This window comes from Staphylococcus pseudintermedius (genome assembly GCF_034042775.1).
In the GTDB taxonomy this organism is placed as follows: domain Bacteria; phylum Bacillota; class Bacilli; order Staphylococcales; family Staphylococcaceae; genus Staphylococcus; species Staphylococcus pseudintermedius.
Genome location: NZ_CP120150.1, coordinates 138608 through 151639, shown reverse-complemented (window position 1 = coordinate 151639; position 13032 = coordinate 138608). Strand labels below are relative to the sequence as shown.

Sequence of the window (13032 nt, the reverse complement as noted above, 5' to 3'; positions counted from 1 at the left end):
TATGTTTTATTGTCTGGTGCATTTCTTTAGTCACATGATTAATGTAATTCCCCTCTGCCCTCAAACCATTTAGAAAGAAGCTATCACATTTCAAATTTGCACCGTCAACTTCACTTCCCACTTTTAAGCTATACCTCTATTGTCCGTTACATAAAAAATAAATGATATTAAATTCATCTAATTTGTGAACATTGTCACATTGATATTGTGCAATGAGATAGGATTGTATATAATAAATTCAGAAGTATAAAAAGTATACTTACGAACAATTCAATGCATTTACAAATATAATGAGGAGGCGTATGTCTAATGATTAGATGGTTACAACAAAGTACAATAGCAAGTATTTTATTGCTTATTTTCCGTATTTACCTTGGATACGGTTGGTTTATGGCAGGTCTAGGAAAAATTACGAATGGCAAGGGGTTCGACGCTGGTGGTTTTCTACAAAACGCTGTGCTTCACCCTGTTATAGGTGTGGATGGTAGTACACAATACCCACTATTCACTTCGTTTTTAGAACATATTGTGCTACCGATGACACCATTTATTAATATATTAATACCAATTTCAGAGATTGTTGTTGGCCTACTATTAATTTTTGGCCTATTCACTCCAATCGGGGCATTCATCGGTTTAGTATTAAACTTTTTATTCTTATTCGCTGGAACCGTTTCAATCAATCCACTCTATATTTTAATCGGATTTTTCATCTTTGTCGCTGGTTACAATAGTGGACACTTCGGCGTGGATCGTTTCTTAAAATCACTTTTAAGCAAAAAGTTTTTCAGCATCTTTAACTATCATCCAGAAACTAAAGATACAAGCGTTTAAACTTTTATTTTGACTATCAACCAGGGCGCACTTGTGTGGCAGTTCAACTGCATGATATCACAAGTACGCCCTGGTTTTTTATGTTTTCATATTGCATTACCATACATCACTTTCAAATTTCAGCAATGATTCAAAAATTTATTAAACTCTCTATTTATCGCTTAATTCGTGCCTATTATATCGTGGGTTTTCATCAAACACTTTAACACAACAGATTTATCTTACTTAAAAAGAGTCCCATTTTTTGAAACATCACTCACTAAGAATTCAACGGCTTCTCTACACCTCGCACTGATTCTTCCATTCAATATGTCCATCAAAATTTAGTAATAGTATGTTACTTATATCGGATTAAATTACTATTAGCACTGTATTTATGTCACTTTATTTTATAATTAATCCTCAATCTTTATTAAATATATACATCACGATGACATAATTTGTCCTTTAAGATATTCGTGTAAAGTGTTTGTTACCTATTCTTTAAAAAGTGACATTGAATTGAAACTAAGTTGTACACATAAATGTCCCAAGCATTACTTATAATACAGTAAAAGAGAGAAGGTGAGGCATTGAAACGAGCTCATAGGTTATTAAGTATATATACACGGTTAATTCATCAACAAAAAATTGACAAGACACTTTTAGCTGATGAATTCAATGTGAATGAAAGGACAATCAAAAGAGATATTCAAGCCATTAGAAATTATTTTTATGACAATGAAGAATGGGTGATGAAAAAGGATATTATTTTTAACTACAAAGATAACAATTATCTTATTCAATCTAACCATCAAATGAAAGATTTGGAAGGGCTTGAAATTTTACTCATTTATTTAGTGGCGAATAAAACAGTCATACCTAATAGTATGAAAGAAGCATTAAAATATATGATTAATGTATTGTTTCCGAATGATAAGCAAAAATATGAAACTTATCTTAAAGCCATTAAAAGTACGAACCAGTTTATGTCACATAAAGTTTTACTCGTGTTATATCATGCGGTTGAGGAGCGACAATTGCTTAATATTACAACAGAAGAAGGATTCATGATACGCTTACTTCCTATTAAGGTCATTCATTTTAAAGAAGACTGGTATCTCGTATATCGGGGAATGGATTTACAAGAACAATACTTACAAATCAAACGAATTCACCAAGTAGAAATCGATGATCAAGCACCACAAACCTTATCCAATAAAATGGAAGTAACGCTTGAAATGGATGTAACTGTATGGTCACATATTAAAGATTTATATAAAGTGAATAAAATTATTTCTAAAAAAGACAATCTTTATACAGTCATCTTTAATATTGCATTTATCGAAGCATTCGAATTATGTCTCCTACACAGTCCTCATATTAGAATTATTGGTCCACCTCGCTTATACAAAAAATTTGTTACTTATATAAATCAACTTTGCCAAGTTTATTTATTTCAAGAAATACAATAGTTTAGTTTGATTCATATTATCTACCTAAACAATATATAACAACGCTCCTCCCTTCACTCTTATGATTTAGGAGGTTAATTGTTATGGATATTTTACTGATTCTGCTGTTATATCCTTTATTTATGTCTATTTATTGGATAGTCGGCACACTGTTTTATGCTCTTTTTTATGAAATAAGACTAAAAAAGGCGCCGAATAAAAATATTGGGAAGGACGGTATTTCATTTTTAATTCCATGTTTTAACGAAGCTGATACGATAGCTGATACGATTAAAAGTATTGGAGCGTTAGAATTTCCAAATAAAGAAATCATCGTGATTAATGATGGGAGTTCTGACAACTCGGCAGAAATACTTTATCGACTTCAAAATACATTAGATTTTATTTTTGTTGATTTGCCAGAAAATAATGGAAAAGCAAATGCATTAAATCAAGGACTAAAATATGCAACATATGATTATGTAATGGGGATTGATGCCGATACGATGATTGATAATGACGGACCGTATTTTATGCTGGAACATTTCAAAAAGAATCCAAAACTCGCTGCAGTTACAGGTAATCCGCGTATTCGCAATAAACGCGCATTGTTAGGAAAAATACAGGCTATTGAATATGCCAGTATGGTCGGAAGTATTAAAAGGGCCCAGTCTATTATGGGGAAAATCAACACTATTTCTGGTGTGTTTACATTATTTCGTAAAAGCGCAATTGAGGCTGTAGGGCGTTGGGATATTGATATGATTACTGAAGATATCGCAATTTCGTGGAAGTTCCATTTGCACGGCTACCACATTAAATACGAGCCACGTGCTCTTTGTTGGATGCTTGTCCCCGAAACAGTTTCAGGTTTATGGAAACAACGAATACGGTGGGCACAAGGTGGGCAAGAGGTGCTCATTCGCGATGGTTTAAAAGGACTGAAATCGATGAACCCCGCTTTATATATGCTTGTATTCGAGCAATTTTTCTCGCTCATTTGGGTGTATTGGATTGTCATTTCTTTATTGTTGGCATTTTTGAATTCTAATTTTCTAGATATTTATTATCTTCAATATCACTTTTCAATCATTATTTTATCGGCACTTATTTTAACGTTTATCAATATTGTGCAGTTTACGGTGTCTTTAATCATCGATTCACGTTATGAAAAACAAAATATGTTTACACTATTTTATTTAAGCTGGTACCCCACTATCTATTGGGTTCTCAATGCACTTGTAGCGATGTTAGCATTTCCGAAAGCATTGCTCAGAAAGAAAGGTGAATTTGCAACATGGTCAAGTCCAGACAGAGGAAAAAAAGATTGAAACATAGCATATTAAATTTAATTCGAGAAGTCATTATCTTTTGCTTCTCTATTTCATTGTGGCTTTATTGCTTGATTGCATTTATTTTAATTATCGGTTCATTATTACGTATTAGCGCACATTCGGTGTTATTAATACGAACGGTGCTCAATATTGAACCAGACTCAATGAATCAGATTTTTGTAAAAATGGCGAGTTTTATAGTGATTGTCACAATGATTTTTACTACAAGTATATGCGTTCATCTATATCGCAATAAGAAAGAAGGCATTAACGATGGTAAATTTCTTTAAACTTTTCATAGCCATAGGGTGTGTCGTCTATACAATGGCTATGGCACTTTTCCCAACGAATCAGGCAGAAGCAGAAACGCACAAACTTAAAGATGACGGCGATAAAACCGCACTGGCCTTAAATTACCATAGAATCAGAAATGATGATTTTTTAGATTTATTTTTATTCATTTTTTCTAACAGTAAAGAAATTTCAACTTATAGTGTGAGTAAAGCCGAGTTTGAACGACAAATCAAATGGCTCAAAGCACATGATGCACACTTTTTAACGCATGAAGAGTTGATTCGCTATAAACGAGAAGGCCACTTTCCGAAACGAAGCGTCTGGATTAATTTTGACGACATGGACGAGTCTATATACAAAAATGCATTTCCCATCTTAAAGAAATATCAAGTTCCTGCGACAGGATTTGTGATTACTGGCGAAGTTGGGGCTCAAAACTTTCATAATTTGAATTTATCTACTATAGACGAACTCGAAGAAATGGAACGCTCAGGCTTATGGACCTTTCAATCACATACACATGATTTGCATTCATTAGAAAAAACGAAATCTAAAATGTTAACAGTGAGTTCTAAAGTACTGAAATATGATTTGCAAACAAGCAATGATTATCTCGATCAACATTTCAATCGTAAAGAAACAGCCATTGCCTATCCTTATGGGCAAGTGAACGATGAAGCGGTAGAAATAATTAAAGATAGTGGTATCTCATATGGTTATACGTTGGAAGAAAAAGCAATGTCTGTCGATGATAAAAACTACTATATTCCACGTATTTTAGTGAGCCAGGACGCTTTTAATGAATTAGTGAAAAAATGGGGTGCTTTCAATCATGACGCGTCGTAAAACAAAGCTAGAACTCGTCTATTTTCGAGCATTCACCTGCATGCTTATCATTCTGACGCACATTTTCACTGAATTTATGCGTCATCTTGATACGAGTAATCTTGCTGAACTGAAACTGATTTATTATTTGCAACATATTGTCATTTTCGGTACACCAAGTTTTATTATCTTGTCTCAACTGTTGACAACATTAAATTACGAAACTGTCAATGTAAATTATATATGGTCACGTGTGAAATACATTTTGCTGCCTTACTTTATCGTGGGTACATTTTATTGTTTTAGTGAGAGCAGAATTACCGCAACATCATTTACACATCAACTGTTCGAAAATTTATTGCTTGGACGTTGGCACGGTTACTTTATTATCGTCATTATGCAGTTCGTCTTACTAAGCTATGTCATTTTTAAAGTATCCCCAAAAATATTTGATAGTAAAATTTTGCTCGCTCTTTCCTTTATCATTCAGTTTAGTTTTTTACATCAATTTGATACGAATCCTGCATTTGCCGAAAAATTTATGTCGATTTATCCATTAAGCGAAAACACATGTATGCTCGGCTGGATTTTCTTTTTCTTTTTCGGGGCTTATATTGGTAGGAGGTATAATGCAGTTATCAATTTTTTACGTCAATACGTCTTTATTATTATCACTTTAGCGATTTTATCATTTGGCGTGTTTGTTATATTTCAACAGCATGATTATGGATGGGTGACAAGCTTTAATGAAAATTTGATGTTATACCATACACTGATGTTCTTGTTGTTGCTAAGCCTCTGTCTTCATTTCAAACAAATGATGTTAGGTACAATCAACTTGATTAGTGCATTTTCATTTTTCATTTACTTGTTCCATCCCATCATTTTGAGCACACTGTATGAATACTTTTTGAACTTTGCAGATTTAACATTTGTTTTTATCGCGATTTCACTTCTCTATACACTTGGTATTTGTATAGGTATCGGGTTATTTTTACGAGAGTTTCGCATTTTTCGATTCGCAATTGGCAAACAGCCCTATAATTTAAATATTCAACTGTCTTAATTTTGGGTTAAATACGTTTTGATGAGTGGTTGAAGTTGTTGGAGTATTTCTTGTTGTGACAACGTCTCCGCATGCTCACCCCAAAATGACAATGCAGAACCTTGAATATTCGGTTGGGCGACGACATGATGTGCATCATTAAAATAATTAAATCGATTGTCAGCATAATAACGTTCAATAAATTGTTGTTGCTGTTGAATCGTTTGTTTAGAATGTTGAGACGATGGTAAAAAATATAAAGTTGATGCATTGTAGTTAAACACAGAGATATTTGCTTTTACCAAATCCTCTACATGTGCTTGCTGACGATGTGTGGCTTCGTGTTGATTCCAATATAAGACAGAAACATGTGCATCTAACTGCTGAACACCTTGCTTTGTAAGGCTATCATTCCAAATTTGGGGTTGGTAGCCTTTATTTTTTGCTGTTTCAGCTAATTTATTCATGAAATGTACGAATGCTTTTTGATGGTCCATCGCTCCAGGCACCTCATCTCCTCCAATAACAATTCGTTGTTCTCCTTTAAATTTTGGCTGTTCAAACAACGACATCACGTCTTTTAAATATTCGCTGCTCCATTTGACTGCTTCTTGATTATCAAAATAGTCTACAGTGTTCGTACTAAAATTGGACACGACCGTTTTATATCGAGCTTTATCTTGTTTTTTCAACTGTTGTAGCAACGCACCCGCATGTGACGGGAAATCAATATCGGGCACTACCATAACGTCACGCTTATTGCTATATTTGATGAGCGTTTTAATTTCCTCATATGACAATGTATCCCGCTTCATTGGTGACATGCCTGGTAAATCAACCGCATGGTGTTGATCGTCAGCAAAGTGCAACTGTAAATAGTCCCCATCATATTTTGCTATCGTATCAACAATCTCTTTAATTGTCTCCAACGAATAATCTTTACGTGCAATATCAATATTCACCCCTTTTTGAAATTTAGGTGCGACTGCTTCACTTTGAAACGTTGTGAAGATGAGCATTAAACTTAACCCTATTGAAAACCCCCACTTCATTTTTACAACCTCCTTTATGCATGTTTTCCCGGGAAATGTTAAGATGGCAGAAATATCGTGTCTCGACGTCTACTTTTTTATCTCTTTATTACGTTTACGCAATTGAAGTAAAGACAATATATGTCACTTTTCAAATCAACACATCCACCCATAATACGCAATCCATTCCGGTTATATTTCCCCTCTTTATCGAAATCAAACCACGCATATTTTTATATAAAAACAAGGGTCACCTCCCTTTTTCAAAAGAAAAGTGACCACTTTTTGCTATTGTTCATGGCGAATGACTTGTTTCGGTTGCTGTTGTAAAAATGAACTATAAGAATCAATAGATAAGGCATCATCAACAAAAATAACGCGACCGCCAAAACGTGTACCTGTAGGCTTAATATGATGTAAACGATAATAACCGCGGTGTGCAGAGGCAAAATAGCCTGTCGTGTAATGTAAATCATCCGATACACACAATTCCCCTTTCACTTGTGCGAATGCTGTAATACACGTCGCTATCGTCAAAGCATCTTGAATACGTGAACTAACAAGCGGTATACGCGCATGATCTTCAAAGCAAAAATGGGTCACCCGAACACCTTTTTCTCCTGTTTGATCTAGACGCTCTCCCGTTTGAGCAGAGACGATGATTGCCCCCCTATATTGCGTGTCATCAAAAATATATCCCATTCCTTTGTCAAGCGCCTCTTTCGTAATCCCATGCATTTCACACAACGCCTCTAATGTATGCGTTGTATCTTCAATAATCGGTAAAGCCTCAAGTGTGTGCAATGGTTCCGTAACCTTTTCAATTTTTAAATTCAAAAAATCGACATCACCATTTTCATGTTGAAATCCTTTGTCAAAAAATGTTTGCAAGACTGCCGGAATCTTTTGTGCTTCACAAATTGTTTCAGCGCCACTGATATGAACGCCCCCCTGATTCGCTCTCATTTTAACACTGTACATCATTACACCCCCTTGCAACGTGCAAGCAATAATTGCTCAAACAAATATTCCAAATCATGGGCATCGTGAAATAATGAAAGTGACACGCGCAATATTGGCCGTGTAACAGTCGGATATCTAAAATAGCTCACCCATATTCCTTGTGCCAACAACGCTTGATAGACACATTCGATCTCATCATCATCAAAAGAAATCCACTTAATCGGCGTCCTTGAGTGGCCTTCGTATGGCACGCCAAAGTCACGTTCATATAACTGATTGAATGTATCACTTAATTGATGCAATACTTGTGCCTTTTCAGGTTGCGCCAACATTATTTTCAAATTTTCGTATATCTGAGCTAACTGAAGTTGTGGTAATGCATTAGAATAAATGACTGGTCGTGCGACATTAATGAGCACTTGTTTAAAAAGTGCTGAACATAAAATCGCGCCACCATGCGCACCTACACCTTTGGATAAACTGGTCGTTAAAATATCAATATTTGAATAATGTGTATGCAAGCGAAGACCAAAAGCGTGTGCATCATCTACAACGAGCCATATATTCGGTATATTTGCTTTTAACTGAACAAGTGCGTCGAGTTTCGCGAAAGCACCATCAGTAGAAAAGACGCTGTCTGTCACGATAACTTTGGTCAACGTTTCAGGATATTGAAGTAATGCTTTTTCCAACGCTACGACATCATTGTGCGGATAAATAACTTTCTTAAGCCTACTCAATCGTATCCCATCAATGATACTCGCATGATTGGCCTCATCAGAAAACACCACCACCGTTTCATCTTGAAAAGCTTGCATTACCGCTAAGTTAGCATCATAACCACTCGTCGTGACCAATGCATCTTCAAAATGAAAGTGTGTGCTTAGCAACCGTTCAATCTTCGTATATAGTGCTGAGTTACCACTCACTAATCGTGAACTTGCGAGATGCTTTTGTCCCTTTTCTGACATCCCATCAACGTGTGTCATTTGTCCTAAACCTAAATAGTCATTCGAGGTAAAATTCAAAAAACGACGCCCTTGCACCGTTAACCACTTACCATCGACCGCTTCCACTTCACGCAATTGACGTAATTGACCCTTAGCTTGGATTGCATCTAATTTGCGCTGAAGATCCATCACTAACGCTCCTTTAAAACATGATGTAATGCCTTTTTAAATATGCGAACCATCTTTTTAATTTCACGATTGGACATACTTAGGACAGGCACAAAGGTGATAATATTTTCTAAATTTCTAATCATCAGTCCTTCTTGCTTACATTTCGCAATCATCGCCTCCACTTGTGCAATATCAAGAGGTGTCTTGTCTGAACAATTTTCTACAAGCTCCACAGCGTACATTAACCCTCTCCCACGTATATTACCTACATGCGGATGCGCACTCAATGTCTCTAAAGATTTACGTAAAGTAGTCGACGTCTTTTCAATATGATGGATGAGATGACGTGTTTGAAACAGGCGAATATTTTCAAGCGCAACAGCACAAACGACTTGATTGCCCGTATATGTATGGCCGTGGAAAAAGGTCTGTTTCGCATGTGCATCACTTAAAAAGGCATCGTAAACCGCTTGGGACGTTAATGTTGCGGCTAATGGGACATAACCACCTGTCATGGCTTTGCCTAAACACATCAAGTCAGGTTGGACGTCTTCATGCTCACAGGCGAACATTTTGCCAGTTCGACCAAATCCGACCGCAACTTCATCCACTATGAGTAAAATATTGTACTTTCTACACAGTTGTTCGACTGCTTTCAAAAATCCCTCTGGATGTACATAAAGTCCTGTTGCGCCTTGAATCAGCGGCTCGATCACAAAGCCTACAATTTCGTCTGCACGCGCTTGTAAAATAGCCTCAATTTGTTTTAATATGTCGTCCACCATTGTTACTTCAGATGCATAGTCACTATGGTAAAAAGACGGGCATGGTACTTGAATGTTCTCGAAAATCAAGTCTTTGAAAATGCGGTGAAACGTATCAATCCCACCAACACTGACCGAGCCAATTGTGTCGCCATGATACGCTTGATGCAGCGTCAAAAACTTATTTTTCTTGGCATATCTTTCCGCGTCCAAATTTTTCCAATATTGATAGGCCATCTTAATCGCAATTTCCACTGCTGCACTTCCTGTATCAGAATAAAACACTTTTTGTAAGCGTTCAGGCGTCATCGTCACCAATTGTTCAGCAAGTAAAATGGACGGCACGTTAGATGAACCGAGTAACGTTGAATGCGCAATCTGATTCAGTTGACGCTGTATCGCACGGTTGAGCTGTCGATTTTGGTGACCATGGACATTTACCCATAACGACGCGTAACCATCTAGATACTTGCGACCTCTCGTATCATACAAATAGCTTCCTTTCCCTTTTTCAATGATGATAGGATCTTGTTGATTATACATGCCCATTTGTGTAAAAGGATGCCATACATAATCACGGTCCTTCTGTACTAAAGTTTCATGTTTCATATGTTATCACTCCTTTAATTTGATCGAACAACGTTTCAGAAAAATCTCTATCCGTACCTGCTTCTGGAAATACTTCGACATGACGTCCCGTTATTTTTTCAATCGTTTGATGGTTATCCTGCTCAATGGGTGTATCGGTGTATCGATTCATTACATATAATCCTTTAGGGAGTTGCATCGTCGTCAAATAATGATGATGAACGAGCGCATCACTAATCGCCCCTAACTGTGAAGGCAAAACGCTGATGACACCATCCGCGACGTCACGAATGAAATCTGCTGTCATATAAAATGTCGTTTCATCTTCATATAATGGTACCCCAATGCCTCCTGCGCCCTCTATGAGCAACACATCACATTGCGCATGCCAAGTCTGAACCCATGCCTTAATTGCCATACGATCTAGTTGTTGATGTGGTTCTAACTTGAATGCCAAATGCGGTGATACTGGTGCTGCAAACATATAAAAAGACGTATCAGCATACGACAGACCACACATTTTTTGATAACTTTCTAAATCAGGGTACTTGCCATCAGGTAACACTTCCGTTTGAAATGGCTTAATAATATGCACCTTTAACCCTTTGCGTGTCAGGTAATGATACAGATGGGTTGTCACGTATGTTTTTCCGACATCCGTATTCGTACTTGTTATAAACAATTTCATCGCTATCACCTTATTCTTGTCGTTGTATACTGTTCATATGTTACTGCTTTCAATCCTCATTGTAAACATATTTTATATTTAAGTTTACATTTTGAATTTGTGGCCATATTTACTACAGATACTATGATGTGTCGCATTTATTCTCAAAAAAAGTTACATTCTATTATTATTAGTCTCTCAAAATAAATGATTTTCATATATACAACGCTTACATGAGTTTTCACATATCAACTCATGACACAGACAGTGTTTAAACCTTTAATGAGACGATTAGCTTTAGTTTCTTTTTGTGAAAAAATGAATTAAAAATTTATGTGTAATAGTAAAAATTGTCAGAAATGTGACAAACAAAAAGATACTCGAAAAAATTTGATTGCAATCTGTAGTAAAAACGCTTACAATTCAATCGATACAGTCATCTAGTCATAAGATGTCTATTAAGGGAAAGTTCTTTAGGGGGTCAAGAAATGAATACTTTATTGATGCTTGTTGCATTAAGTGCAGTCATCACACCATTTATTTGTCTTGTTTTGTTAAGGATGTCCGCGCTCGTTGGGATGACAATTAGTGCGATCGTCGTAACATTGCTAGGCTTTTCAGTGTGGGGCATTGAAGCAGGTGTAATCGGGGCATCTTTATTACAAGGTGCACATAAAACATTAACGATCATTTTAATTTTATTTGGCGCATTAACGCTCTTAAATACATTACGTGAAACGAATGCCGTCGCACGTATCAATGCAAGTTTCCAAGGTGTATCCAGTGACATGCGTATCCAAGTCATTATCGTTGCATTTTTATTTGGTTCTTTAATCGAGGGGGCATCTGGTTTTGGAACACCTGCCATGGTGACTGCACCTTTGATGGTTGCACTCGGCTTTAGACCGCTTGTAAGTGTGACTACTGCGTTAATTGCCGACAGTATTTCCGTTTCATTCGGAGCAGTCGGAACACCCGTCATCGTCGGGTTAAGTACATTAAAAAGGGCCAATGAGCAACTATTTTCCGAAACTGCGATTCACATTACATTAATTGACTTATTCAGCGGTGTGTTCATCCCACTGATTATCGTGACAACAATGATTATTTTCTTCGGGAAATCTAATAAATTAAAAGCCGTATTAGAAATCTTGCCATGGACATTACTCATCGGTGCCGTGTACGCAATTGTTGCTTGGATCTATGCTTCACTTACTGGTCCTGAGTTCGTCTCCATTTTAAGTTCATTGACAACATTAATCGTTGCTGTTGTAACTGCGCGTAAAGGCTGGCTCGTCCCTAAAAATGAATGGACAGAAGCTTTAACAGATGACTACAAAGTGTCAGACTTATCACAGCCACATGAAATGAGTTTACTGGCTGCATGGTCTCCTTACATAATCGTAGTCGTACTCTTATTATTAACGCGTATTGTAGCACCGGTCAAAACATTGACAACAACTGTACTCGACTTATCTTGGACTCATATTTTAGGTTACCCAACCATCTCATCTAGTTGGCAATTACTTTATTCACCAGGAACGATTTTATTTATCGCAGCCATTTTTGCGATTCTCATCCAACGTAAATCATTCCGTCACTTTTCAAAAGCATGTAAAGATTCGGCCAAAACAATTAGCGTGACAGGTTTCACCCTCATTGCCACGTTAGCGATGGTACACGTTTTCAGTAACTCAGGCCTCAACAGTAAAGATTTACTCAGCATGCCTGAATTTATCGCGAATGGGATGGCGCATACATTTGGTGATATGTGGCTATTCGTCGCACCGTTTTTAGGCGCACTTGGCTCATTCATTACAGGAAGTGCGACCGTTTCAACATTAACATTCGCACCTGTCCAAGCGAACATTGCAGATGCGATTGGTGCTGACCTGTATACTGTCTTAGCCGCCCAAGTTATTGGGGGTGCAGCAGGAAACATGATTTGTGTGCATAACGTCGTAGCAGTGTGTGCCGTTGTAAATATGGCAGGCAAAGAAGGTAGTGTCATTCGTAAAACGCTCGGACCTGCATTATTATACTGTGCACTTGTCGGTATCAGTGCATTTGTATTCGCAACATTTTTCTTATAACATATCAAAAAAGAGTGCTCAGGCTATGAAAGTCTTCGGC

At 36.8% G+C, this 13032-nt stretch carries 12 protein-coding genes; 7 read left to right on the top strand and 5 right to left on the bottom strand.

The window, feature by feature from the left end; translation table 11 throughout:
- Positions 1-309 precede the first annotated feature (309 nt).
- The 6 genes from P3U61_RS00640 (at position 310) to icaC (ending at position 5786) form a co-directional block, all read left to right on the top strand.
- Positions 310-834 carry a DoxX family protein gene (locus tag P3U61_RS00640; protein WP_014612788.1) on the top strand — a complete coding sequence of 175 codons (525 nt, stop codon included), beginning with the start codon at positions 310-312 and terminating at the stop codon, positions 832-834.
- A 572-nt stretch (positions 835-1406) separates the two neighbouring features.
- Positions 1407-2288, top strand: coding sequence for a helix-turn-helix transcriptional regulator (locus P3U61_RS00635; RefSeq protein ID WP_063278666.1), 882 nt, complete (start codon positions 1407-1409; stop codon positions 2286-2288).
- 83 nt (positions 2289-2371) lie between these two features.
- The gene (gene icaA, locus P3U61_RS00630; RefSeq protein WP_311744488.1) at positions 2372-3598 is read left to right on the top strand and encodes a poly-beta-1,6 N-acetyl-D-glucosamine synthase IcaA; all 1227 of its coding nucleotides are present in this window, start codon (positions 2372-2374) and stop codon (positions 3596-3598) included.
- Complete coding sequence (icaD, locus tag P3U61_RS00625; protein WP_233509097.1) at positions 3595-3891, top strand: intracellular adhesion protein IcaD; 297 nt, start codon at positions 3595-3597, stop codon at positions 3889-3891. Before icaA ends, icaD begins: the two co-directional genes overlap by 4 nt.
- Positions 3875-4741, top strand: a complete 867-nt coding sequence (gene icaB, locus P3U61_RS00620) for an intercellular adhesin biosynthesis polysaccharide N-deacetylase (RefSeq protein ID WP_014612783.1) — start codon at positions 3875-3877, stop codon at positions 4739-4741. Before icaD ends, icaB begins: the two co-directional genes overlap by 17 nt.
- Positions 4728-5786 (top strand): polysaccharide intercellular adhesin biosynthesis/export protein IcaC, encoded by a 1059-nt coding sequence (gene icaC / locus P3U61_RS00615; RefSeq protein WP_014612782.1) that lies wholly within the window; start codon positions 4728-4730, stop codon positions 5784-5786. The genes icaB and icaC overlap by 14 nt, the downstream gene beginning before the upstream one ends.
- On the opposite strand, the gene P3U61_RS00610 is transcribed toward icaC, so the two are convergent.
- The 5 genes from P3U61_RS00610 to bioD all read right to left on the bottom strand — a co-directional run bounded on the left by P3U61_RS00610 (position 5783) and on the right by bioD (position 10920).
- Complete coding sequence (locus tag P3U61_RS00610; protein WP_140240826.1) at positions 5783-6817, bottom strand: family 20 glycosylhydrolase; 1035 nt, start codon at positions 6815-6817, stop codon at positions 5783-5785. The genes icaC and P3U61_RS00610 overlap by 4 nt on opposite strands.
- Before the next feature lie 267 nt (positions 6818-7084).
- Positions 7085-7777, bottom strand: coding sequence for a 6-carboxyhexanoate--CoA ligase (locus P3U61_RS00605; RefSeq protein ID WP_214542963.1), 693 nt, complete (start codon positions 7775-7777; stop codon positions 7085-7087).
- 2 nt (positions 7778-7779) lie between these two features.
- Positions 7780-8898, bottom strand: coding sequence for an aminotransferase class I/II-fold pyridoxal phosphate-dependent enzyme (locus tag P3U61_RS00600; RefSeq protein WP_203163304.1), 1119 nt, complete (start codon positions 8896-8898; stop codon positions 7780-7782).
- A 2-nt stretch (positions 8899-8900) separates the two neighbouring features.
- A complete protein-coding gene (gene bioA, locus P3U61_RS00595; protein ID WP_214542965.1) occupies positions 8901-10253 on the bottom strand; it encodes an adenosylmethionine--8-amino-7-oxononanoate transaminase in 1353 nt (450 codons plus the stop codon).
- Positions 10243-10920, bottom strand: a complete 678-nt coding sequence (gene bioD / locus P3U61_RS00590; RefSeq protein ID WP_065353946.1) for a dethiobiotin synthase — start codon at positions 10918-10920, stop codon at positions 10243-10245. Before bioD ends, bioA begins: the two co-directional genes overlap by 11 nt.
- Positions 10921-11387: 467 nt before the next feature.
- Here bioD and P3U61_RS00585 point away from each other — a divergent pair, with 467 nt between their 5' ends.
- Positions 11388-12992 (top strand): L-lactate permease, encoded by a 1605-nt coding sequence (locus P3U61_RS00585; protein WP_014612776.1) that lies wholly within the window; start codon positions 11388-11390, stop codon positions 12990-12992.
- Positions 12993-13032 lie beyond the last annotated feature (40 nt).